21 protein-coding genes are annotated in these 24,019 nt (G+C 68.6%); 5 read left to right on the top strand and 16 right to left on the bottom strand.

Translation table 11 applies throughout. The annotated features are described in order from the left end of the window. Positions 1-23: 23 nt before the first annotated feature. Together BLT64_RS20800 and BLT64_RS20795 are read left to right on the top strand one after the other, a co-directional pair. Positions 24-1,622 carry a GMC family oxidoreductase gene (locus BLT64_RS20800; protein WP_041529878.1) on the top strand — a complete coding sequence of 533 codons (1,599 nt, stop codon included), beginning with the start codon at positions 24-26 and terminating at the stop codon, positions 1,620-1,622. Between the two features lie 71 nt (positions 1,623-1,693). Beyond that, positions 1,694-2,224 (top strand): DUF3016 domain-containing protein, encoded by a 531-nt coding sequence (locus BLT64_RS20795; protein ID WP_221246521.1) that lies wholly within the window; start codon positions 1,694-1,696, stop codon positions 2,222-2,224. A gap of 54 nt (positions 2,225-2,278) precedes the next feature. Here the strand turns inward: BLT64_RS20795 and qhpH are convergent, their stop codons facing one another. Next, complete coding sequence (qhpH, locus tag BLT64_RS20790; RefSeq protein ID WP_011748005.1) at positions 2,279-3,682, bottom strand: aldehyde dehydrogenase QhpH; 1,404 nt, start codon at positions 3,680-3,682, stop codon at positions 2,279-2,281. A gap of 322 nt (positions 3,683-4,004) precedes the next feature. On the opposite strand from qhpH, the gene qhpR reads away from it, so the two are divergent. Continuing rightward, positions 4,005-4,985, top strand: a complete 981-nt coding sequence (gene qhpR, locus BLT64_RS20785; protein ID WP_011748004.1) for an AraC-like transcriptional regulator QhpR — start codon at positions 4,005-4,007, stop codon at positions 4,983-4,985. Here qhpR and qhpF read toward each other — a convergent pair. From qhpF to qhpA, 6 genes are read right to left on the bottom strand one after another with little or no spacing between them, the layout of a single operon-like run. Next, a complete protein-coding gene (gene qhpF, locus BLT64_RS20780; protein WP_011748003.1) occupies positions 4,889-6,610 on the bottom strand; it encodes an ABC transporter ATP-binding protein QhpF in 1,722 nt (573 codons plus the stop codon). The genes qhpR and qhpF overlap by 97 nt on opposite strands. Continuing rightward, complete coding sequence (gene qhpE / locus BLT64_RS20775) at positions 6,603-7,271, bottom strand: subtilisin-like serine protease QhpE (RefSeq protein ID WP_011748002.1); 669 nt, start codon at positions 7,269-7,271, stop codon at positions 6,603-6,605. The genes qhpF and qhpE overlap by 8 nt, the downstream gene beginning before the upstream one ends. A gap of 1 nt (position 7,272) precedes the next feature. Continuing rightward, positions 7,273-8,349, bottom strand: a complete 1,077-nt coding sequence (gene qhpB / locus BLT64_RS20770) for a quinohemoprotein amine dehydrogenase subunit beta QhpB (RefSeq protein ID WP_011748001.1) — start codon at positions 8,347-8,349, stop codon at positions 7,273-7,275. Next, positions 8,349-8,681, bottom strand: coding sequence for a quinohemoprotein amine dehydrogenase subunit gamma QhpC (gene qhpC / locus BLT64_RS20765; protein ID WP_011748000.1), 333 nt, complete (start codon positions 8,679-8,681; stop codon positions 8,349-8,351). The genes qhpB and qhpC overlap by 1 nt, the downstream gene beginning before the upstream one ends. After that, positions 8,678-10,135, bottom strand: a complete 1,458-nt coding sequence (gene qhpD / locus BLT64_RS20760; protein WP_011747999.1) for a quinohemoprotein amine dehydrogenase maturation protein QhpD — start codon at positions 10,133-10,135, stop codon at positions 8,678-8,680. Before qhpD ends, qhpC begins: the two co-directional genes overlap by 4 nt. Positions 10,136-10,139: 4 nt before the next feature. Further along, positions 10,140-11,678: a quinohemoprotein amine dehydrogenase subunit alpha QhpA gene (gene qhpA / locus BLT64_RS20755; protein ID WP_011747998.1), complete on the bottom strand. Its 1,539-nt coding sequence runs from the start codon at positions 11,676-11,678 to the stop codon at positions 10,140-10,142. A gap of 210 nt (positions 11,679-11,888) precedes the next feature. Between qhpA and qhpG the strand changes: the two genes are divergently transcribed. Further along, the gene (gene qhpG, locus BLT64_RS20750) at positions 11,889-13,139 is read left to right on the top strand and encodes a flavin-dependent monooxygenase QhpG (protein WP_011747997.1); all 1,251 of its coding nucleotides are present in this window, start codon (positions 11,889-11,891) and stop codon (positions 13,137-13,139) included. A 33-nt stretch (positions 13,140-13,172) separates the two neighbouring features. Here the strand turns inward: qhpG and BLT64_RS26980 are convergent, their stop codons facing one another. The 8 genes from BLT64_RS26980 to BLT64_RS20715 form a co-directional block, all read right to left on the bottom strand. After that, positions 13,173-13,337: a hypothetical protein gene (locus tag BLT64_RS26980; protein WP_157137431.1), complete on the bottom strand. Its 165-nt coding sequence runs from the start codon at positions 13,335-13,337 to the stop codon at positions 13,173-13,175. Between the two features lie 278 nt (positions 13,338-13,615). Beyond that, entirely contained in the window at positions 13,616-14,542 is a 927-nt protein-coding gene (cbbX, locus tag BLT64_RS20745; RefSeq protein ID WP_011747996.1) for a CbbX protein, read from the bottom strand. A gap of 72 nt (positions 14,543-14,614) precedes the next feature. Continuing rightward, on the bottom strand, positions 14,615-15,004 hold the full coding sequence (locus BLT64_RS20740) for a ribulose bisphosphate carboxylase small subunit (RefSeq protein ID WP_011747995.1): 390 nt from the start codon (positions 15,002-15,004) through the stop codon (positions 14,615-14,617). Between the two features lie 11 nt (positions 15,005-15,015). After that, a complete protein-coding gene (locus tag BLT64_RS20735; RefSeq protein WP_011747994.1) occupies positions 15,016-16,479 on the bottom strand; it encodes a form I ribulose bisphosphate carboxylase large subunit in 1,464 nt (487 codons plus the stop codon). 14 nt (positions 16,480-16,493) lie between these two features. Further along, positions 16,494-17,573: a class II fructose-bisphosphate aldolase gene (fba, locus tag BLT64_RS20730; protein WP_011747993.1), complete on the bottom strand. Its 1,080-nt coding sequence runs from the start codon at positions 17,571-17,573 to the stop codon at positions 16,494-16,496. Then, entirely contained in the window at positions 17,573-19,576 is a 2,004-nt protein-coding gene (tkt, locus tag BLT64_RS20725; RefSeq protein WP_254777248.1) for a transketolase, read from the bottom strand. The genes fba and tkt overlap by 1 nt, the downstream gene beginning before the upstream one ends. Positions 19,577-19,590: 14 nt before the next feature. Continuing rightward, a complete protein-coding gene (locus tag BLT64_RS20720; protein WP_011747991.1) occupies positions 19,591-20,463 on the bottom strand; it encodes a phosphoribulokinase in 873 nt (290 codons plus the stop codon). A gap of 22 nt (positions 20,464-20,485) precedes the next feature. Next, positions 20,486-21,478: a class 1 fructose-bisphosphatase gene (locus tag BLT64_RS20715; protein ID WP_011747990.1), complete on the bottom strand. Its 993-nt coding sequence runs from the start codon at positions 21,476-21,478 to the stop codon at positions 20,486-20,488. A gap of 95 nt (positions 21,479-21,573) precedes the next feature. On the opposite strand from BLT64_RS20715, the gene cbbR reads away from it, so the two are divergent. Then, the gene (gene cbbR / locus BLT64_RS20710) at positions 21,574-22,503 is read left to right on the top strand and encodes a LysR family regulator CbbR (protein WP_011747989.1); all 930 of its coding nucleotides are present in this window, start codon (positions 21,574-21,576) and stop codon (positions 22,501-22,503) included. 49 nt (positions 22,504-22,552) lie between these two features. Here the strand turns inward: cbbR and BLT64_RS20705 are convergent, their stop codons facing one another. Further along, the gene (locus tag BLT64_RS20705) at positions 22,553-23,887 is read right to left on the bottom strand and encodes an MFS transporter (RefSeq protein ID WP_011747988.1); all 1,335 of its coding nucleotides are present in this window, start codon (positions 23,885-23,887) and stop codon (positions 22,553-22,555) included. Between the last annotated feature and the right edge of the window lie 132 nt (positions 23,888-24,019).

The raw sequence follows: 24,019 nt of genomic DNA, 5'->3' as shown, positions 1-24,019 counted from the left end.
CGGGGGCCAGCATGGAGTGTCCGATGGAAAGCTACGACTATATCGTGATCGGCGCGGGCAGCGCCGGCTGCGTGCTGGCAAACCGCCTCAGCGCCGATCCCGGCAACCGCGTGCTGCTGCTCGAGGCCGGGGGGCGCGACAATTACCACTGGATCCATATCCCGGTGGGCTATCTCTACTGCATCGGCAATCCGCGCACCGACTGGGGCTTTCGCACCGAAGCCGAACCGGGGCTGAACGGCCGTGCGCTGCTTTATCCGCGCGGGCGGGTGCTGGGCGGCTGTTCCTCGATCAACGGCATGATCTATATGCGCGGGCAGGCGGCGGATTACGACCATTGGCGCCAGATGGGCTGCACCGGCTGGGGCTGGGACGACGTGCTGCCGCTCTTCAAGGCGCAGGAGGACCATTATCGCGGCGCCGACGACGTGCATGGCGCCGGCGGCGAATTGCGGGTCGAGACGGCGCGGGTCCGCTGGGCGGTGCTCGACGCCTTCATGGAGGCGGCGGAACAGGCCGGCATCCCGCGCACCGAGGATTTCAATCGCGGCGACAACGAAGGCGGCGGCTATTTCGACGTGACCCAGAAAAGCGGCTGGCGCTGGAGCGCGGCCAAGGCTTTCCTGCGCCCGGTGCGCCACCGCCAGAACCTGCGCATCCTGACCGGGGCCGAGGTCGAGCGGCTGGTGATCGAGGCGGGCGAGGTCACGGGCGTGGTCTTTCACCACCTGGGCCAGCGGCGCGAAGTGCGCGCCGCGCGCGAGACGGTGCTGGCGGCAGGCTCCATCGGCTCGGTGCAGATCCTCGAACATTCCGGCGTCGGGCAGGGCGGGATATTGCAGGCCGCCGGCATTGCCCCGCAGGTCGAGGTCCCGGGGCTGGGCGAGAACCTGCAGGACCATCTGCAATTGCGGCTGGTCTACAAGGTCCGGGGCGTGCCGACGCTGAACGAAAAGGCCTCGCACCTGATGGGCAAGGCGGCGATCGGGCTGGAATACCTGCTGAAACGCTCGGGCCCGATGTCGATGGCGCCGAGCCAGCTGGGCATCTTCACCCGCTCGGGGCCGGACAAGGCGACGCCGGACCTGGAGTTTCACGTCCAGCCGGTCAGCCTGGACAAGTTCGGCGACCCGGTGCATCCCTTCCCGGCCATGACCGCCTCGGTCTGCAACCTGCGGCCGGAAAGCCGCGGTTCGGTCCATGTCGCCGGGCCGGATTTCCGCGCCCATCCCGCGATCCGGCCGAACTACCTTTCGACCGAGGCCGACCGCGAGGTGGCCATGCGCGCCGTCCGCCTGACCCGCAAGATCGCCGCGCAGCCGGCCTTCAACCGCTTCGACCCCGAGGAGCATATCCCCGGCATCGCCTTCCAGAGCGACGAGGATCTGGTCCGCGCTGCCGGCGATATCGGCACCACGATCTTCCACCCGGTCGGCACCTGCCGCATGGGCGCCGACGAGGGCGCGGTGGTCGATCCGCGGCTGCGGATGCGCGCGCTTGGCCGGCTGCGGATCGCCGATGCCTCGGTCATGCCGACGATCACCAGCGGCAACACCAACGCGCCGGCGATGATGATCGCCGAAAAGGCCGCGCGGATGATGCTGGAGGATGCGAGGGGTTGAGCCCCGGCTTTGACTTTTCGCGCCGCCTTCCCATATGCTTTCGCAGGGCTGGAAATGCGAAAGGCACAGCCATGCTCAGAACCGTCTGCCTGACCCTTTCACTGGTGCTTGCGGTGCCCGTAGCCATGGCCGGCCCGGTAGCGCCGGCCGAGGGGCGCGTCACCGTCAGCTATGTCGCGCCCGAGACCTTCCGCGACCGCGAATTTCGCCGCGAACGCAGCCGCACCTCGGCGCTGGCCGAGTTCGACCGCTGGTTCGCCGGGCTTGGCGCGCGCTACCTGCCCGCCGGACAAAGCCTGCATGTCGAGGTGCTGAACATCGACCTTGCGGGCGAGTTCGAGCCCTGGCGCAGCGGATTTCACGACGTGCGTTTCCTGCGCGACACCACGCCGCCGCGCATCCACCTGCGCTATCGGCTGATGCAGGACGGCACGGTCATTCGCGCGGGCGAAGAGCGGCTGACCGACATGAATTATCTTTCGGACCCGCGCGGCCATGGCGACAGCCGGCGCTTCATCCATGACAAGCTGATGGTGCAGGACTGGTTCCGCAAGACCTTCGGCGCGCCGCAGCGGCCGGCCCGTTCCGATCTTTCCGGCTGATCCGCCCAGGACCGGCGGGCGGGCGGGTCCTTTTCCGGGCCGGCCCGGTCCTGCTCAGCGCGCCTCGTTCACGATGCGGATCTGGGTGAACTCGGCCAGCCCTTCCTCGGCGAACTCGACGCCGAGCCCGGATTGCTTGGCGCCGCCGAAGGGGATGTTGGGGCCGAAATCCAGGTGCTTGTTGATCCAGACCGTGCCGCTTTCGATGCGTTCGGCGACGCTGCGGGCCAGGTCGCGATCCTCGCCCCAGACCGAGCCGCCAAGGCCGAGATCGATGCCGTTGGCGCTGGCCACCGCCGATTCCACCTCGTCGAAGCGGATCACCGGCAGGATCGGGCCGAACTGTTCCTCGTCCACGATGCGGTCGCCGTCCTTCACGTCGGCGACGATGGTCGGGCGGATGAAATAGCCCGGCCCGTCGGGCAATGCGCCGCCGGCGACGATGCGGCCGTCGGCGCGGGCCGAATCGAGGAATGCCTTGACCTTGTCGAATTGCATGCGGTTTTGCAGCGGGCCGATGGTGGTGCCCTGTTGCAAGCCGTCGCCGACCACGGCGGCATCGGCCAGTTCGGCCAGCCGCGCGCAGACCTCGTCATAGATCGAGTCGTGGACATAGGCGCGCTTGATGGCGAGGCAGACCTGTCCCGCGTTCATGAAGGCGCCGGCAAACAGCCCCGGCGCGACCTTGGCCGGATCGGCGCCCGGCAGCACGATGGCCGCATCGTTGCCGCCCAGCTCCAGCGTCAGCCGCTTGATGGTCGAGGCCGCGCTGGCCATGATCTTCTGCCCGGTCGCGGTCGAGCCGGTGAACGAGATCTTGGCCACGTCGGGATGGCCGGTCAGCACCGCGCCCAGGTCGTTCTGGTCGGTGACGATGTTGACGACGCCCGGCGGCAGGATGTCCGCCATGATCTCGCCCAGACGCAGCGTGGTCAGCGGCGTGGTCGGCGCGGGCTTGATCACCATGGTATTGCCGGCCAGCAGCGCCAGCGGCAGCTTGAAGGCCACGATCAGCACCGGGAAATTCCACGGGATGATCGCGCCGACCACGCCCAGCGGCTTGCGGAACTGCCGCACCAGCCGGCTGTCGTTGTCCTCGATCACCTTCACCGGCAGGTCGTAGCCGGCCAGATGGCGGATGAAGGCGCAGGTATAGGCGATCTCGGCCTGCGCCTCGGGCAGCGGCTTGCCCTGTTCCTGCGTCAGCAGCCGGGCGAATTCCTCGGCCTGCGCCTCAAGCTTGTCGGCGATGGCCAGGATCAGTGCGCGGCGTTCCTCGATGGGGCGGGCGGCCCAGGCCGGAAAGGCCGCCTTGGCCGCCGCCACCGCCGCATGAAGCTGCGCCTGCGAGGCGCGGGGGGCGAGCGCCAGCACCTGTTCGTTCGCCGGGTTCACGACCTCCATCGCCATGTCGCCCGCGACCAGCCTGCCGTCGATCAGCAATCGATATTCCGTCATTTCGTCCCTCCCCAAAACGGTCGGGCCAGTCTGGGGCAGAAGGGTCGGGCGATTCTTGCCAAATCCGGCCAAATCATGCGCTCCCGCGGCCCGGGACGAAAATCTGGCCGGGAATGTCAAGTTGCGCCCTGCCGGGAATCGTGGCGCCAGGCATTGGAACTATCGGATTTGTAACGATTTTTCGGCATTTCCCGCCGATCCCGCGCTTGGGTCAGGTTCTTTGGGGATTGCGCCGCCGATATGCTACAGTTTGTCGCAACAGGGAAATAGCCGGGGCAAGGTGCGAAACAGCGGCCACCCGGCGCCAGCCACGGGAAACGCCATGCAGACGTCATGGATTCGCGGAGCCATCGCATTCATGCTGATCGGGACCGAGGCCGATGCCGCGCGCGCGGCCGCCGCACCCGCGATGCCGCTGCAAATCTTCGTCGATCATCTTGAGCAGGAACGGGCGGCCAGTGCGGACGGCCTGCGCTCGTGGCGGTCGGGCGAGGCGATGGAGCTTGCCACCGTCGGCATCCTGGGAGAGGCGGTCGCCCCGCGCCGCACGCTGGGCGAGGCGCTGCGCGTCTTTTCCCGCGGCTTTCCGGTGCTGCAATCGAACAGCCGGGTCTCGTTCGAGGTGATCGACGACGAGGCGCATGTCTCGTATCGCGTGCTCGATCCGCGCATCTGGCCGCGCCGCGCCGATACCGAGCTGACGCTGGGGCTGATCCGCGGCATCTGCGCCCGCTACGGCGTGCCGAACGGCGCGATCCAGGACCTGTGCTTCGAGCATCGGCCCGACCGCGACCTGCGGGTGCTGTCGCATCATCTGGGCCGCACGCCGCGCTTCGGCCAGGACGAAAACCGCATCGTCTTTTCCGCAAGGGTGCTGGGCAACACGCTTTGCGCCGAGCCGGGGGGCGATGCCATGACGAGCTCGAAACGGCTGGACGGCGCGCTGATCGAGCTGCGCAGGCAGACCCCGGTCGCGCAAAGGGTGCATGAGCTGATCCTGAGCCGGATGGATCGCGGCATGGTCAACCAGAGCCATGTCGCCGCCGAGCTTGGCATGTCGGAACGCTCGCTGCGCCGGGCGCTGGCGGCCGAGGGCCAGCCCTTTCACGAGATACTCGAGGAATGCCGGCGCATCCACGGTTTCGCGCTGCTGGTGCGCAGCGACCGGCTGTTCGGAGAGATCGCGCTGCTGCTGGGCTATTCCGATCAGACCGCTTTTTCGCGCGCTTTCTCGCGCTGGTATGGCATCTCGCCGCGCGAAATCAGGAAGATGGGCGCCGAAGAGGTCAGCGTGATCCGCTGATCAAAGCGCCCCTCGCGCGCCGGGCCGCTATGGGCGATGAAGATGCGGGTGGCGTCGGCGTGCCGTGCCTCGATGGCGGCAAGGATACGCTGGCAGGCGGCATCGTCGATCTCCGAGAAGGCTTCGTCGAAGATCAGCACCTCGGCCGGCCGCTGCAGCGCGCGGGCGATGGCGATGCGCTGGCGCAACCCGCCCGATAGATTGGCCCCCGTCTCGCCGATGGGCGTGGCAAGCCCCGCCCCGGCCCGCGCCCAGCCGGCCAGGTCGGCCGCCTCCAGCACCTGCCACAGCGCCGCGTCGCCCGCATCCGGCGCGGCAAGGCGCAGGTTTTCGGCCAGCGTGCCGCGCAGGATCGCCGGGCGCTGCGCCAGGTGGATAACGCGCGCGGCGAGCCGCAAGGGACGCAGATGCGCGACCTCCGCGCCCGCTAGCCGCGCCGATCCCTCGGCCAGTGGTGCGTCGCGGGTCAGCACGGCCATCAGCCGCGACTTGCCGATGCCCGACGGTCCGTCCAGCAGCACGCGCTGGCCGGGCAGGATCGTGGCGGTCACCGGATGATGCGCGGCGCCCTCGGCGCGGGCATCGCGCAGGGCGATGCTCAGCGGTCCGGGCGGCGGCTCGGCGCCCTCGTCGGGGCGGGCCGAGGCGATCACCGCGCCCAGCCGGTCGGCCGCCACCCGCGCGCGGGCCTGCGCATGGTATAGGCCCAGGAGGTTGCGCAGCGGCCCCGACATCATCCCGGCATAGGCGAGAAAGGCGACCAGCGTGCCGATCTGCCATTCCCCGCGCACCACCTGCCAGCCCCCGACCAGCAGGATGATGCCGCGCAGGATCGCGGTGATGGTCTGGCTGACGGCGCCCACCGTTTCGGACCAGAGCCGTTGGCGGGTCAGCCCGGCGATCTGCGCCTGCTGCGCGGCGCCGAAGCTGGCCGCCCGCTGGTCCAGCGCGCCCAGCCCGCGCAGGGTGGCGCGGGCCGACAGCGTCTCGGCCATCTGCGTGGAAAGCGCGCCGCGCTGGTTGCGCACCTCCTCGGCCAGGGCGCGGGTCCGGGGCCGGGCGCGGGACAGGAACCACAGCTCGAACGGCGCGGCCAGCAGCGGCAGGATCGCCATGCGCCAGTCCAGCGCGATCATCAGGCCCAGCCCGCCGGCCAGGCGAAACAGCGCACCGACCGCGACCAGGCCCGTGTCGAAGGCAAAGCCCTGGATCTCGGCGCAGTCCCCGTCCAGCCGCGCCATCGCCTCGCCCAGCGGCAGGTCGGGGCAGGCGGGGTCGCGCGCCAGGGCCGCGCCGAACAGCCGGCCGCGCAGGTCCGCGAGCATCCGGGCCGAGGCGCGCAGGTGCAGCATCCCGTTCACGATGCCGAACCCCACCGCGCCAAGGCCGAGCGCAAAGGACAGCCCGGCCCAGAAGATCAGCGCGCCCATGTCCCGCGCCATGATGCCGGCGTCGATCACCTGCCGGGTCAGCATCGGCATTGCCAGCCCCAGCGCCGCCGCGGCAAGCGAGGCCGCCAGCACCACCAGCCCCGAGGGCAGGGCACGCGCCATCACCGGCGCCAGCCAGCCCGCCGCCTCGGGGCCGAAGATCAGCCGGGCAAGGCGCGCGGCCAGCCTATCCATGGCCGCATTTCCGTTCCGGGCCGTGATGGATTGCGCGCGCCGCCAGCGCGGCGATGGCGGCAGGCTCGTCGAGCCGCCCCGTCCTTGCCATGATCGCCGCCAGATGGCCGGCGATGCGCGCCGCGCCCAGGCTGGCGCCGCCCATGCCGGGCGGGCCGTGCTCGGGCGAGTTGCACCAGGCGCCGAACAGCGCCGGGGCGAGTTGCGACAGATCATCCCAGCCGCAGCGCGCATCGCCGGTGGCGGCGATCACGCCGGGATAGGCCGCGGGAAAGCAGGGCGCGCCACGGGCCGGATGCGCCGCGACCAGCACCGCGCCGCCGGCCACCAGCGCCTCGCAGGCCCGGCGCAGCGGCGCGCGGTCGGCGGCAAGGCCCAGGCTCATGCAGATCACCTGGGGCCGCGCCTCGCCCATGGCGCCGAACCAGCGCAGCGCGGCGGCGACGCGCAACGCGCTGGTCACCGGCCGGTCGTCGAAGACCTGCGCATGGATGATCGCCGCGCCCGGACAGGCGCGGCGGATGATCGCGGCGACGGCGGTGCCGTGGCCCAGCCGGTCGGGCCGGGCGGGGATGGCCGAGCCGTCGGCCATGAAGACGCGGGCGTCCTCGGCCCGGTCATCGGGGCCGGGGCCGCTGTCGATCACCCCCACCCGCAGCATGTCATTCGTCCCGCGTGAACAGCCGCACCGAGGCCAGCGACATCGAGGCGTTGCCGGGCAGGTCGACCTGGCCCTTCTTCTCCAGCGTCTCGGCGTCATAGGCGGCAAGGTCGCCAAGCGCGCCGCCCAGCCAGACCGTGCTGCCGTCGGTCGAGACGTTCACCGAATAATAGCTGTGCGGCAGCGGCACCCGCTTGATCGAGGCGTTCTTTTCCAGATCGAAGCTTTCCAGCACGTTATAGGCGCCGAAGGCGCGGGTCTTGGCCGGATTCACCGCGGTCGAGAAATAGAACACGTCCATGATGCGGACCTCGCGCATCGCCATCTCGCCGGTTTCCAGGTCCATGGTCAGCAGCCCGGTGCGATAGGCCGTCGGGTCGGCCGGGTCGATGTCCTTGCGCGCGGTGTAGAAGGGCGTCGCCATCACGCCCGAGCTTTCGTGCTGGTTCCAGACCGCCAGCACGTCGGGTTGGGCATAGGTCTCGGCCTCCCAGCTCTGGATCGGCTTGTCCTCGACCAGCGTGCCGGCCTCGGGGTCCATGACATGCAGGTCGCGGCCAAGCCCGTAGAGCTTCGAGCCGTCCCGCGCCCAGGCGAGCATGGTGATCTGGCGCGGCGCCTCGAACGCCTTGCGCCGCGAAAGCGTCTCGGCATCGTAAAGGGCGACGCGGGTGGGCTGGACCTCGAAATGCGTCAGCTCCAGCCTGACCGGGCTTTCATAGATGGCCAGCGTCTTGCCATCGGGCGACAGTGCGGCGCCGAACAGGCTTTTCACCCGTTCCTCGGGGGTGGACAGGTCGATGCGGCCCAGCGTCTCTCCGGTCACAAGGTCGATCTTGACCAGGCTTTCGGACTTGTTGACCGTGGCATAGGCGATCCTGCCGCCCGGCGCGACCATCGGCACCATGGGGGTCGGGCCGGCATCGGCGATGGTGATGACCTTGTCCACCGCCATCTTCTCGGTATCGATCACGACCAGCTTGTCGGGCCGCGCCGGGGCCAGGATGTAGTCGCGCGCCAGCGCGGGGCCGGCCAGCATCGCCGCGGCGGATGCCAGGAGCATAAGCGATTTGCGCATCACGACGAGCCTTTCGTTTCGGGGAAGACCGATTGCAGCTTGCGCCAGTCCTGCATGACGTCGTCGGCGCCGGCGCTCCAGTTCGGATAGGTGTTCAGCGTGTCGGCCACCTGCGCCGGCCACCAGCAGGGATCGGCGCAGCCGTAAAGGTCGGCCTCCATCGGCTGGCACAGGTTCGAGACGGCGCCGAAGGCGTCCACCTCCCAGCCGGGATCGAACGAGGTGGTGCAGCCGACCAGCGCATTCATCGCCACGACCTCCTCCTCGCGGCCCTCGGCCTCGGCTTCGACAAAGGCCTTTGCCTTGGCATTGGCGGGCGTCAGATGTTTCATTGGAGAACCTCCCTTGCTGTGCCGGACCGGGCGATCCGGGGCTCCAACTGGCTGCGGAAGAAGGACGGGTTGGCCTGCATGATGCGGACATAGGATTCGATGCCGAAATCCACCCAGTCGCGCATCAGGTCGCAATAGTGCCAGACCGGCGCGAAGGGATCGCCCTGCCGCGCATAGCTTTCGTGATAGCAGCCGCCGGCGCAGATCGAGCGTATCCGGCAGGTCTTGCAGCCATAGGCGCTGCGGTCCTGCGCGGTCTCGATGAAGCCGGCGAGCTTGGGGATGTCGATGCCCTTGGCGACATTGCCATAGGTCGGCTGGTTCGAGCCGACGAAGCGGTGGCACAGATGCAGCTCCCCATCCTTGTCCACCGCCAGCATCCCCAGCCCGGCGCCGCAGGGCACGGCCTTCTTGGTGCCCTGCGCGATGTCGGTCAGCAGTTGGTGCATGTTGGAAAAGCCGATGTTCTCGCCCCGGCAGGCGGCCTCGACATAGCGCCGGCCGAGCGTCTTCATGTCCTCGAAGGCGCGCTTCAACGCCTCGGCGTCGAGGTTGAAGACCGCGATCGGCCCCGAGGTCGCCGGGCCGAAGCCGACCTCGTGAAAGCCCAGCTCGTTCTTCAGATGATCGTGGATGCCGATCACGTCGGTCACGCCGCGGGTCAGCGTCACCCGCCCGCCCACGGGGCGCGAGCGATAGCGCGAAAGCAGCATCCGCACGTTGCGCGCCACCAGGTCGTAGGTGCCCTTGCCGCCCACCGTCTTGCGGTTCGCGTCGTGCAGCGCCTTGGGCCCGTCCATGCTGACCGTCAGCGCAAAGCGATGCGCGTCGAACCAGTCCACCAGTTCCGGCGTCAGCAGCGTGGCATTGGTGGTCAGCGAGAAATCGACCGCCTTGCCCAACTCTGCCGCGCGCGGCCTGGCATAGGCCACCAGCTCGCGGATCAGCGGCATGTTGGACAGCGGCTCGCCGCCGAAGAACACCACGTTCACCCGGTCGCGCGCATGGGCCTGTTTCAGCAGCAGCTCGAAACTGGCCTTCGCCGTCTCGAAGCCCATCTTCTGGCCCTTGGCGGGCGTGGTCAGGTCCTCCTTGTAGCAATAGGTGCAGGCCAGGTTGCAGCCGGTGTTGACGTTCAGGATGATGGTCGAGAGGGGGATCTCCTCGACCTTCACCACCGGGCGCGGAATGTCCGCCGCCTCGGCATTGCGCAGGATGTCCAGTGCCAGAAAGCTTTGCAGGCATTCCGACAGCGTGTCGGGGCCGTGGCGCGGGCCAAGCTCGGCGCGCATCAGGTCGGGGTCGACGGCGGGCGCCCGCCGGAACAGGTCGTAGACGTCGCGCGCCACGCCGTCGAGTTCGAACAGGCTGGTCGTCGGCACATGCATCAGCATGGCGTGGCCGTCGACATCGACGCGGTGGGCGTTGTGGCGGATCAGGGTCAGGGCTCCCATGGCGTCACCGGATCGGCGCATCGACGAAGCGCTGCACCGTCGCATAAAGATGCGCCTCGGCACTCAGCGGCTCGCCTTCGGCATCGACGGTGGCGATCACCTTCAGGTTGCCGGCATTGTTGGTCTGCATCGGGCGTTCAGGGTTCGGCCCGGCCTCGGCCGGCGTGAACAGGCCGGTGTCGTCGATGGAGCCCGCATATTTCGCGTCCTGCATCTTTTCCGCCTCCTCGTCGAAATTGTCTGTGGCCCAACTGGCCGGAAAGGCGCCAAGGGCGATGTCGTCGCCGGTCCCGGGTTGGCCGTCTGGGCCGTTCAGCCAGCCCATCGCCTCGAACTGGGCCGGCACCTTGGGGATCGGGCCGCCATTGCCGCCGATGCGGGCGATGGTCAGGTCGGGCACGATGCTGATGCGGTCGGGCCGGTCATAGGCCACCAGATCGACCTTTTGCCCGCCCAATTCCAGGCTGACCGGCCCGGGCGTGCCGGTGGCGGTCAGCTTCAGCACGGTCACGCCGTTCCCGGCGCTTTCGACGCTGCCGGCGACGCCTTCGGGCAGGGTCAGGTCGCTGCCCAGCCCGGTGCCAGCGACGCGGAGCTGCGTTTCCTCGCCGATCTTCAGCCGCGCGGGCGCGACCGCCAGCACCTGCGGCGCGGCATCCGCCTTGACCGCTGCCAGCCGCCCGCCGATCACGTCGCTGTCCGCGTCGTGCCAGCGGCCCGAGAAGCGGCCGTCCTGCAGGGCAAAGATCTGGCGAATGGTCACCGTCCCGTCGCTCAGCGTCGCTCGCCATTCGCCGGCGCCGAGGATGCGGCCGGTGCCGGAAAAGCTCCGGCTGCCATCGGCGAAGTCGAGGGTCATGGTCACCTCGTAATCCTCGCCTGCCTTCTTCAGCACCAGCCGGCCGGTATAATCGCCGCGCCCCGGCTGCCGTCCGGCCAGCACATAGGCGCCCGAGGCGTCGTCGGCATAGGCGTCCGGCGCCTCGCCCAGCGGATAGGTCCTGGCAAGGAAGGGGATGATCTCGGCCTGCGCGATGCCCCACCAGTCGCGGTCCCGCGCCAGCGCCTGGTATTCCAGCGTCGGGAACTGGCCCAGGTGGAAGTTGACCAGATGCTTCCAGTCCTCGGGCGTGCGGCGTTGCAGCGCGACGCGGGCATAGGAATGGCAGCGGCCGCAGGTCTGGGTCATCGACGTGTCGGGGCCCTCGTCCCAGGCCACCGGCTCGCGTTCCAGGATATAGCGGCGCTCCTCGGTCTCGGCCAGGCTCAGGCCGCGCGTGTCCGAGAGGTGGCGCACGATGGCGGCGCGCTCCTCGGGTTCCAGCGCGACGCCGTGGTTGCGCATCATCCGCGTGACGGTCATGTCCCAGCCTTCCGGCGTCTTGCGCGCGGCGTCGATGCGCTCCCATCGGCCGTCCTCGTGCTGGACATGGCAGGCGGCGCAGGCGTTCTGCAGCACCTCCTCGCCCGTCACCGCAAGGACCGGCGCGGCGAAGGCGAGGGCGGAGACAGAGACCAGCGCGGTTCGGGTGAATGGCTTCATCTGGCGTTTTCCTCTGGCTGGCCGGGCGGGGCCCGATTGCTTCGCCGTCCAGAAAAGCGCCGGGCGCGGCGGCGTTCTTGTCATTCCCGGCCAAAGACGCGGCCAATCGTCGCGGCGCGCCACTCTGGCCGGAAATGTCAGGTATCGCCCCCGATGCGAGGCCAGACTGCTCATTGTCGCAGCGGCGATGGACCAACGCGGGGGACCGGAATGACACGCCATGCCGATCTGATCGTGCTGGGGGGCGGGCCTGCGGGCGCCGTTTCGGCCTGGCTTGCGGCGCGCGAGGGGCTGGGCGTGCTGCTGGTCGATCCCGACCGCCAGCGCCCGCGGATCGAGGGGCTCAGCCCGCGCCTGCATCGCTGGCTGGCGCAGCAAGGGTTGCTGCGCGGCTTTGCCCATACCCACGGGCCCTTGCGGCGGCAGGTGGATTGGGCGGGGATCAGCGACAGCAATGCGGAACATGTGGTGCTGCGCGGTGCGCTGGATGCGCATCTGCGGCAAGCGGCGGTGGCCGCCGGTGCGGTGCCGGTCGTCGCCAGCGGCAGGCCCGAGGCGGGTGGTGCCGTGCTGTCTGACGGCCGGCGGCTTCATGCCCCGCTGGTGATCGATGCGCGCGGTCGCAATGCGCCGGCAACGGCCGGGCGGGCGCCCGCGACGGTGGCCCTGTCGGGCTGGGTCCGGGCGGCGCTGCCCCCCGGCATCCGGCTGACCGCCTTTGCGCGGGGCTGGCTCTGGCGCGTGGCGCTGCCCGATGGCCGGGTCTGGGCGCAGGCCATGCTGGATGCGGCGGGCGAGGGCGACCCGCAGGCACGGCTCCTGGCCGCGCTCGTCGAGGCCGAGCCCGCGCTTTGCGCCGCACCGGCGGGCCCGGTGCTGGCGCGCGAAGCGGCGCCGCGGCTGCCGGCCCCGGTCGCGGACCTGGCGCTGTTGCGCGTCGGCGATGCCTTTGCCGCGATGGACCCGCTGTCGGGGCATGGCCAGTTCTGGGCGGTATCGAGTGCGCTGGCCGTCGCCGCCGTCCGCCGCACCCTGGCCGCCCGGCCGGGATCAGGTCCGCTATGCCGCCGCTTCCTGATCCGCCGCGCCTGGGAGAGCAGCCTGCACCAGATGCGCGTCGGCCGCGACTTCCTGCGCGCCGAGACCCGCTTTCGCGACGCGCCCTTCTGGTCGGCACGCCGGGACTTTCCCGACGATCACCCGCTCATCGCACCGACCGCGCCCCGGATCGAGCCCGCCATCCTGGTCGAGGACGGATTGCTGGCCGAGCGCGAGTTGCTCTGCACCCCCCGCTCGCCCGGCGGCATCGGCTGGTTCGGCGCGATCCCCGCACCCGAGGTCTGGCGCCTCTGGCAGCGGGGCGGCGAAGCGGCGCTGCAGGCGCGATGGGGCGGCGCGGCTCCCGCCCTTGCCCGGAAGTTGTTGTCCGAAATCGCCCCCTGGCCCGCCAGCGCAGCCTGAAAGGCCGTTGCGAAGGCCGGCCTGCAAGGTGCGTCAGGTATCCTCCCGGCGACCGCCCGGTTCGTGGGAAGGCCGCTCGGCTTCGCCCTGGAAGGGCGGATCGAAAGGCGCATGGCAGATCGGGCAGCGCCGGGCGGCGGCGCGCGGCACGTCGCGTCCGCATTGCGGGCAAACCGTGGGCAGGAAGGAGCGGGCCATGTCAGAACCCTGCGACGAAACGAGTGGGCCGTCCGCCGACCCCCGTCCCGCCTTGTCCGGGCCGCGGCGCGGATAGCCGCCGGGGCGTCCCCGATGCCGGGACCACCCGCATCGCATCGTCGTCAGAGCCAAGCCGTTTCACTGTTCAACCTGTCGAAAAAGGGTCGTTAGCGACCTTAACGGTCCCTTCCAACATGGCGCCCCGTGCCGCCCGTTCAACCCCTGATCGGTGCCGGGCGGGGCGGCATGCTGTCACGGTTGCGACAGCGGCGTCCCGGTCAGTCCGCGTCCACCCGGCGGCTGCCGTCGATGTCGAGCCCGCCCGAGAACACCCGGCTTGCGCGGATATCGGCCTCGGTGATGGTCGATAGCGCCTGCGCATCCACCGGCGCATCGCCGGAAAACAGCCGGTTGGCCTGTCGCAGCCGCGCCCGGTCCAGTGCATTGCGGATCGAGCGCGCATTGGCGAAATGCGGCTGGTCGCGGCGCAGGCGGATATAGTCCTCCATCGCCAGCCGCCCGCCCTCGTCGAGGGCATAGCCCTGGTTCTCCAGCATCGAGGCCGAGATCCGCGCCAGTTCCTCGTCGGTATAGTCGGGGAATTCGATGTGATGGGCGATGCGCGACCGAAAGCCCGGATTGGCGGCAAAGAAGCGGTCCATCCGGTCGGCATAGCCGGCCATGATGACGACCAGGTCGTCGCGGTTGTTCTCCATCACCTGCAGCAGGATCTCGATCGCCTCCTGGCCATAGTCGCGCTCGTTGTCGGGCTTGTAGAGGTAATAGGCCTCGTCGATGAACAGCACGCCCCCCATGGCCTTCTTCAGCACTTCCTTGGTCTTGGGCGCGGTATGGCCGATATATTGCCCGACCAGGTCGTCGCGGGTGACGCTGACCAGATGGCCCTTGCGCACATAGCCGAGGCGATGCAGCAGCCCCGCCATCTTCAGCGCCACGGTGGTCTTGCCGGTGCCGGGATTGCCGGTAAAGCTCATGTGCAGGGTCGGCGTCTCGTAGGCCAGCCCCAGGTCGCGCCGCGCCCGGTCGACCAGCAACAGCGCCGCCGTCTCGCGGATGCGTTCCTTGACCGGGGCCAGGCCGATCAGCTCCCGGTCCAGCTCGTCCAGGATCTCACGCACGCCCGAGGATTCATACTCGGCCTTCAGGTCCACGGTCGCCAGCTTCTCGCCCATATCGCCGTCCATCGGCCTTTCTCCGTTTTCCAAATACTCTCGGGGGGTCCGGGGGGCAGACGGCCCCCCGGTCCGGCCATGCCATCAGCCGACCAGCTCATGCGTATAGCGGATATGCCGGCCGTCGGCCTCCATCCGCCATGTCCTGAAGCCGGGCTCCGATTTCGGGCGGTTGACGATGAAGGACATCATCACCGTCTCCCATCCCCGCGTGCTGTCGAAGGCGTTGATGCGGATATAGCTGTCGCCATGCGCCTTGCGGCATTCGTCCAGCTCCATCATCACGCCCTTGGCGTCCTTGAGGTCGAACATCGGATTGCCCCACATCTCCCAATAGGTGTTGCGGGGATGGGGTTCGTCGGTGAACTCGATCCCGACCGCCCAGTCGCGCGACAGGATGTATTCGACCTGGTCGCGGATCTGCTCGTCCGTCAGGTCGGGCAGAAAGGAAAAGCAGCCCTGAGTGATACGCATGTGATCCTCCCTTAGCTGACGGACGCGGTCGGAACGAAGTCCGAGGTGTCGGTCGAGGTATAGTTGAAGGTGATGTTGCCCCAGACATCCAGCGCGGCCTCCAAAGGCTTGCACCATTTGGCGGCGCGGCGCAGGACTTCGGGGCCCTCGGTCTTCAGGTCCACGCCCTCGTTGCGGGCCAGCACCATGGCCTCCAGCGCCACGCGGTTCGCCGTGGCGCCCGCCTGGATGCCCATCGGGTGGCCGATGGTGCCGCCGCCGAATTGCAGGACCACGTCGTCGCCGAACAAGTCCAGCAACTGGTGCATCTGCCCGGCATGGATGCCGCCCGAGGCGACCGGCATCACCTTTTTCAGGTTGCCCCAGTCCTGCTCGAAGAAGATGCCGCGCGGCAGGTCCACCTCGTTCACCATCTCGCGGCAGGTGTTGTAATAGCCCTGCACGGTCAGCGGATCGCCCTCGAGCTTGCCGACGGCGGTGCCGCAATGCAGGTGGTCGACGCCCGCCATGCGCAGCCATTTGGCGATGACGCGGAAGCTGATGCCGTGGTTCTTCTGCCGGGTATAGGTGCCGTGCCCGGCGCGGTGCATGTGCAGGATCATGTCGTTCTGCCGGCACCAGTTCGAGATCGACTGGATCGCCGTCCAGCCGACGATCAGGTCCACCATGACGATGACCGAGCCCAGCTCCTTGGCCAGTTCGGCGCGGCGATACATCTCTTCCATCGTGCCGGCGGTGATGTTGAGGTAATGGCCCTTGACCTCGCCGGTGACGGCGGTGGCCTTGTTCACCGCCTCCATGCAATAGAGGAAACGGTCGCGCCAATGCATGAAGGGCTGCGAGTTGATGTTCTCGTCGTCCTTCATGAAGTCGAGCCCGCCCTTGAGCCCTTCATAGACCACGCGGCCGTAGTTCTTGCCGGAAAGGCCCAGCTTGGGCTTGGTGGTGGCGCCCAGCAGGGGGCGGCCGAACTTGTCCAGCCGCTCGCGCTCGACCACGATGCCGGTGGGCGGGCCGGCAAAGGTCTTCATGTAGGCGACCGGAAAGCGCATGTCCTCGAGCCGCGCGGCCAGCAGCGGCTTGAAGCTGAACACGTTGCCGATGATCGAGGCGGTGACGTTGGCGATCGAGCCTTCCTCGAACAGGATCAGGTCATAAGCGACATAGCAGAAATACTGGCCTTCCTGCCCCGGCACCGGCTCGACCTTGTAGGCTTTCGCGCGATACTGGTCGCAGGCGGTCAGCCGGTCGGTCCAGACCACGGTCCAGGTCGCGGTCGAGCTTTCGCCGGCCACGGCCGCCGCCGCCTCGATGGGGTCCACGCCATCCTGCGGGGTGATGCGGAACAGCGCCAGGATGTCGGTGTCCTTGGGCTGGTAGTCGCCGTCCCAATAGCCCATCTGGGCGTATTTCAGCACGCCGGCGGCATAACGCTTCTTCTTGTCGGTGATTTCGGATTTGCTCATCTCGTTCATCGGGCTTCCTCCTCTCAGGCGGCTTTCGCGCCAGTGATTGCCGGGTCCAGCGCCCCCGACGCATAGCGCCGGGCCATCTCGTCCATCGGGATGACCCTGATCTTGCTGGCATGGCCCGCCGTGCCGAAACGCTCGAAGCGGTCGCGGCACAGCGCGGTCAGTTCCTTCATCGCGGGGATCAGGAATTTCCGCGGGTCGAATTCCTCGGGGCGCTCGCGGGCGACCTTGCGGAACTGCCCGGTCATGGCCATGCGGCAGTCGGTGTCGATGTTGACCTTGCGCACGCCGTGGCGGATGCCGCGCTCGATCTCCTCGACCGGGACGCCGTAGGTCTGGGGCATCTCGCCGCCCGCCTCGTTGATGAGGTCCTGCAGGTATTGCGGCACCGAGCTGGAGCCGTGCATGACCAGATGCGTGCCGGACAGGCGTTCATGGATCGCCTCGATCACATGCATGGCCAGGATGTCGCCATCGGGCTTGCGGCTGAACTTGTAGGCGCCGTGGCTGGTGCCGCAGGCGATGGCCAGCGCGTCGCAGCGCGTGCGCGCGACGAAATCCACCGCCTGGTCGGGATCGGTCAGAAGCTGGCTGTGATCCAGCTTGCCCTCGGCGCCCGAGCCGTCCTCGGCCGCCGCCTCGCCGGTCTCCAGCGAACCCAGCACGCCCAGCTCGCCCTCGACCGAGGCGCCGACGGCATGGGCGGCCTCGGAGACCTTGGCCGTCACCGCGACGTTGTAGTCGTAATCGGCGGGCGTCTTCATGTCCTCGTGCAGCGAGCCGTCCATCATCACGCTGGTGAATCCGTGGCGGATCGCCGACATGCAGGTCGCGAGGTTGTTGCCGTGGTCCTGGTGCAGGCAGATCGGGACGCCCGGGTTCATCTCGGCCAGCGCCTCGACCATGCGCTTCAGCATGATGTCGCCGGCATAGGAGCGGGCGCCGCGGCTGGCCTGCAGGATCACCGGCGCATCGACCTCGGCCGCGGCCTTCACGATGGCCAGGCCCTGTTCCATGTTGTTGATGTTGAAGGCGGGCACGCCATAGCCATGCTCGGCGGCGTGGTCCAGAAGCTGTCGCAGCGTGATGAGGGCCATCACTTTCCTCCCTGGATAAGCTGGTTGGCAAGGTCGGCGGCACGTTCGGGGGTGATGCCGAAATGCCGGTAAAGCGCGGGGGCAGGGGCCGAGGCGCCAAAGCCCGCCATGCCGATGAAGCCGTCGCCGGGACGCAGGATCAGCCCGTCCCAGCCCTGCCGGATCAGCGCCTCGACGCCGATGCGCGGGGCGCGGCCCAGCACGGCCTCGCGCTCGGCCTGCGGGCGCGCGGCGAAAAGCTCGAAGCAGGGGGCCGAGACGACGGCGGCGCGCACGCCCTGCGCGGCCAGCAGGTCGGCGGCCTCCAGCGCGATCTCGACCTCGGAGCCGGTGGCGATCAGCGTCACGTCGCGCGCGCCCTCGGTCTCGCGCAGGACATAGGCGCCCTGCCGGGTCAGGTTGTCGTCGCCGGCCTCCAGCCGCACGGCAGGCAGGTTCTGGCGCGACAGGCACAGGACCGAAGGGCTGGCGGGCGCGGTCAGCGCGATCTCCCAGCTTTCGGCGGTCTCGGCCGCATCGGCGGGGCGGAACACCATCAGGTTCGGGATCGCCCGCAGCGCCGCGACATGCTCGACCGGCTGGTGGGTCGGGCCGTCCTCGCCCAGCCCGATGCTGTCATGGGTCATGACATGGACGACCGGCACCCCCATCAGCGCGCCCAGCCGGATCGCCGGGCGGGAATAGTCGCTGAAGGCCAGGAAGGTGCCGCCATAGGGCACCAGCCCGCCATGCAGCGCGATGCCGTTCATGATCGCGGCCATGCCGTGCTCGCGGATGCCGTAATGGACATAGCGGCCGCTGCGGTCGCCGGGTGTCACCGAGGCCATGCCCTTGCTGCGGGTGTTGTTCGAGCCGGTCAGGTCGGCCGAGCCGCCCACCGTGTTGGGCAGGGTGGCGTTCACCACCTCCAGTGCCATCTCGGACGCCTTGCGGGTCGCGACCTTGGGCCGGTCGGCCGCCAGCTTTGCCGTATGGTCGCGGATGGCGCTGCGCAGCGCCGCCGCATCGGGCGCGGCCAGCATGGCGTTGAAGCGGCCCTGATCTGGGGACGTTTCCAACCGCTTCTGCCAGGCCGACCGCGCCTCGGCCCCTCGCGCGGAGACAGAGCGCCAGGAGTCCAGGATGTCTTGGGGAATTTCGAAGGGCGGATGGCTCCAGCCCAGATGCGCGCGCGCGGCGGCGATCTCGTCGGCGCCCAGCGGCGCGCCATGCACGTCGTGGCTGCCCTGCTTGTTCGGCGCGCCATAGCCGATCACCGTCTTGCAGGCGATGAGCGAGGGGCGGTCGTCTTCGCGCGCCGCCTCGATGGCGGCGGCCACCGCCTCGCGGTCATGGCCGTCCACCGCCTGCACATGCCAGCCCGCAGCGGCAAAGCGCGCCTGCTGGTCGGTCGAGGTCGAAAGGTCGGTCCCGCCGTCGATGGTGATGCCGTTGTCGTCCCACATGAGGATCAGCCGGCCAAGCTGCTGGTGGCCGGCAAAGTCGATGGCCTCGTGGCTGATGCCCTCCATCAGGCAGCCGTCGCCGCTGATGACATAGGTCCAGTGATCCACCAGATCGTCGCCGAAACGCGCGTTCATCATCCGCTCGGCCAGCGCCATGCCGACGGCGGTGGCGATGCCTTGGCCCAGCGGGCCGGTGGTGGTCTCGATGCCCTTGGCATGGCCGTATTCGGGATGGCCGGCGGTGCGCGCACCCAACTGGCGGAAGCTCCGCAGCTGGTCCATGTCCATGTCGTCATAGCCCAGCATGTGGTTGATCGCATAGACCAGCATCGAGCCATGGCCGGCCGACATCACGAAACGGTCGCGGTCGGGCCAGGACGCATCCGCAGGGTCGATCTTCATGAAGCGGTTGAACAGCACCGCGGCCACGTCGGCCATGCCCATGGGCGCGCCGGGGTGGCCGGATTTCGCGGCCTCGACCGCATCCATCGCCAGCGCGCGGATGGCATTGGCCATCTGCGCCTCTTGCCCGGTGTCGATCCTTGCCATCTGGTTCATCATCCTTCCTCCCTTCAGGCGCGTTTCGATTCGCCGACCAGACGCAAGATCATCGGCGTCAGGATCAGCTGCATGGCGAGGTCCATCTTGGGCCCCGGAATGACGATGGAATTGGCGCGGCTCATCCACGAGCCCTGGATCATCGAGGTCAGGTAGGGGAAATCGATGCCGCTCGGGCTCTTGAAGCGGATGACGACCAGGCTTTCATCCGGCGTCGGGATCCAGCGGGCGATGAAGGGGTTCGAGGTGTCGACCACCGGCACGCGCTGGAAGTTGATGTCGGTCTGGGTGAATTGCGGACAGATCACATGCACATAGGCGTGCATCCGGCGCAGGATCACGTCGGTCACGGCCTCGGTCGAATAGCCCCGGCTGGCCTTGTCGCGGTGGATCTTCTGGATCCATTCCAGGTTGATCACCGGCACCACGCCGATCTTCAGGTCCGCCTGCCCGGCGATGTCGATGCCATCGGTCCTGACCGCGCCGTGCAGCCCTTCGTAGAACAGCAGATCCGAGTCCGCCGCGAAATCCTCCCATGCCGTGAAATGACCCGGGGGCGTGCCGTATCTCTCGGCCTCGCGGTCGTCATGGACGTAATGCCGGGTCTGGCCGGTGCCGGTCTGGCCGTAATGGCGAAACACCTGCTCCAGCCGTTCAAGCTCGTTGGCCTCGACGCTGAAATGGCTGAAGGTATGGTCGCCCGCCTCGGTTCGCCGCGCCAGCTCGGCCTTCATTGCCGCGCGGTCGAAGCGGTGGAAGGCGTCGCCCTCGATGCTGACGGCGGTGATCTTTTCGCGGCGAAAGATCTGGTCGAAAGTGTTCTTGATCGTGGTGGTGCCCGCGCCCGACGAGCCGGTGACGGAAATGATCGGGTGTTTCTTGCTCATGGTTGTCCCTCGGTTTTCCAGGTCAGGCCCGGAACAGGCCGCGATGGCCGAAAAGCGCCGAAACCTCGGTCTCGGGCAGTTCGTGATAGGCGGCGATGCGGGCGACCTTCTCGGCCGAGCCGAAGACGAAGGGCGTGCGCTGGTGCAGCGTCGGGGCGCCCTGTTCCAGGATTGCGGTGCGGCCGTCCGTGGCGCCGCCCCCGGCCTGTTCGATCAGGAAGGCGATGGGGGCGCATTCGTAAAGCATGCGCAGCCGGCCGTGCTCATAGCCCTTGCGCGCGTCGGAGGGATAAAGGAACACGCCGCCCCGGACCAGGATGCGATGGGTTTCGGCCACCAGCGAGGCGATCCAGCGCATGTTGAAGTTCTGCTCGCGCGGGCCGTCGCTGCCGGCCAGGCAGTCGTCGATATAGGCCCGGATCGGCTGCGGCCAGTGCCGGTAGTTCGAGGCGTTGATGGCGAATTCCAGCGCGCAGTCCGGCATCTGCCGCCGCGTGGCGACCAGCCGGAAGGCGTCGTCCTCGGGGTCCAGCGCATAATGCTGCACGCCGTCGCCGAAGGTGACCATCATCGCGCAGCGCGGACCATAGATGATGTAGCCCGCGCCGATCTGCTGGCGGGCCGGGCGCAGGAAGCTGGCCTCGGCCGTGGCCTCGGCGGGGTAGATCGAGAAGATCGTGCCGATCGAGACGTTGGTGTCGATGTTCGATGAGCCGTCCAGCGGGTCGATGGCCACGGCCAGCGTGCCCTCGGGGTCCAGCGCGACGGCCTGCTCTTGCTCTTCCGAGGCAAGCCAGCGCACGCCCGCCCCGGCAAGCGTCTGGCAAAACAGGTCGTCCGCAATCACGTCCAGCGCCTTCTGCCCGTCGCCATCCGCATTGGTGCCGACCGGCTGGGCCAGGTCGCCGCCCCGGCGTATGATCGCGGCCAACCGGGCGCCGGCCTCGGCCAGGGCCTGCATGGCCGGTCGCAGATGCGGGGGAATCCGGTCGGTCTGGATTGTTTCGGCGGTCATCGGCCCCTCCTCTGGCGCAAGTCCCACCCTCTTGTTGACATGTCGAAATTTTAAGGAACATTTAATAATGCAAAAATGTATTTCGGAAATTCTGAATGGCCCGCATCAATGCCGTCACCCTGCGCCAGTTGCGCGTGCTGCGCGCGGTGATCGACAGCGGCTCGCTGACCGGCGCGGCGGGGCTGCTGAGCCTCAGCCCGCCCGCGATCCATAGCCAGCTGCGCGCGCTTGAGGACCTGCTGGGCGCGCCCATGGTGATCCGGGGCGAGCATGGCGCCTTCCTGGCCACCGAAGAGGGGCGCGCGGTGCTGGAGGCCGAGGCGCAGATCGCCATCGCGCTGGAGACCTGCGCGCGCCGGGTGGCGGCGCTGCAAAGCGGCCATACCGGCAACGTCTCGCTGGGGGTGGTCTCGACCGGGAAATATTTCGCGCCGCGCCTTGTCGCCGACCTGCGCCGCGCGCTGCCCGAGGTCGAGGTGACGCTGCGCATCGGCAATCGCGATGCGGTGATCCAGTGGCTGACCTCGCGCGCGCTGGACCTGGCGATCATGGGCCGGCCGCCGCGCAGCCCGGCGGTGCTGGCCGAGCCCATCGGCCCGCATCCCCATATCATCGTCGCGCCCCCCGACCACCCGCTGGCCGCCGCCGATCCGGCCCTGCCGCAGGACCTGCTGGCCGAGACCTATCTGGCGCGCGAGCCCGGCTCGGGCACGCGCATCCTGATGACGCGGTTCCTGGACCGGATCGGGGACGGCACGCCCTGGCGCATGGTCGAGATGGGCACGAACGAGACCATCAAGCAGGCGGTGATCGCGGGGCTGGGGATCGCACTGATCTCGCAGCACACGGTCACCGAGGAACTGCGCGCGGGCCGGCTGGTGGCGCTGAAGGCGGCCGGGCTGCCGATCCAGCGCAACTGGTTCATCATCCGGCGCGAGGACATGGCGCTGTCGCCGGCCGGGCAGCGCGTTCACGATCATGTCCTGGCGCTGAACGGGGCCTTCCTGCCGGCGGTGGAATCGTAAGGGCCGGCCGCGGGCGGATCGCCTGCGGCCGGCCCCCTGGGCGGTGCGATCAGTCCTCCAGCGGCTTGCCGGCGGTCTCGCGCGCCATCAGCATGGCGATCAGCGCCAGCCCGGCGGCGCCGACCAGATACCAGGCCGGGGCCAGCTTGCTGCCGGTCGCGCTGATCAACCAGGTCGCGACGAAGGGCGCGGTGCCGCCGAACAGCGCATTCGCGGCGTTGAAGCTGAAGGCGAAGCCGGAATAGCGCACCCGGGTCGGAAAGATCTCGGACAGGAAGCAGGGCAGGGTGCCGTCGTTGACGGTCAGAAGCGCCCCGAAGGCGATCTGGATCAGCACGATGGTGGCGAAGCTGGCGCCGTCGAGCATGCTGAACAGCGGCACGGTCAGGCCGATGAACAGCACCGAGGCGGTGATCAGCGCCGTCTTGCGCCCCAGCCGGTCCGACAGCATGCCCATCAGGAAGATCAGGAAGATATAGCTGGCCAGCGAGATGCTGGTGGCCAGGAAAGCCTGGGCCTTGCCCATGCCCATCTCGGTCGAGAGATAGGTGGGCATGTAGCTGAGGATCAGGTAGAAGCCCACCGCGTTGAGGCAGGTGACGCCGAAGGCGATGGCGACCTGCCGGCGGTGGTTGCGAAACAGCTCGCGCACCGGGGTGGCCTCGACGTGATGGGTCTTTTCCAGCTCGCGGAATTTCGGCGTGTCCTCCAGCCGCAGCCGGATATAGAGGCCGATGAAGCCCAGCGGCAGCGCCAGCAGGAAGGGGATGCGCCAGCCGAAGCTTTGCATCTGCGCCTCGGTGAGCAGCGAGAACAGGCCCGCCGACATCAGCGAGCCGGCCAGCAGCCCCGCGGCGGTCGAAGCCGGTACGATGCTGGTATAGAGCCCGCGGCGATGGGTCGGCGAATACTCGGCGATGAACGAGGTGGCGCCGGCATATTCGCCCGCGGCGGAAAAGCCCTGCACCATGCGCACCACCAGCAGCAGCACCGGCGCCAGCATGCCGATCTGGTGATAGGACGGCAGCAGCGCGATGACGGTGGTGGCGCCCGACATGATTAGGATCGACCAGGACAGCGCGGTGCGCCTGCCGACCCGGTCGCCGATTGCACCCCAGATGATGCCGCCGACCGGGCGGATGATGAAGGAGATGGCAAAGACCGCGAAGGTCGCCAGCAATGCGCTGGTCGGCGCGATCTCGGGAAAGAAGGCATGGGCGATGACGGTGGCGAAATAGCCGTATGAGGCATAGTCGAACCATTCGACGAAATTGCCGACGAAGCTGGCGCCCAGCACCTTCTTCACCACGTCGGGCGAGACTTCGGCGTCTTTCGCCGCATCCTGCGGCAGCCCGGCCGCCGAGGCGAGCATTGGATTGGACATTGATTACCCTCCCTTGGGTGTTTTGCCGGCCTCCTCTGCCGGCAGCGGGCATCCTGTCCGGCCCGTTTGGGATGCGGGCCGGTTGGGGCGGTCGGGACCGCCGTTGCGCGATCCGCCTGCCGGGTGTTCCGG

Source organism: Paracoccus denitrificans (genome assembly GCF_900100045.1).
Classification (GTDB): domain Bacteria; phylum Pseudomonadota; class Alphaproteobacteria; order Rhodobacterales; family Rhodobacteraceae; genus Paracoccus; species Paracoccus denitrificans.
This window is presented reverse-complemented; position numbering and strand designations above follow the sequence as displayed.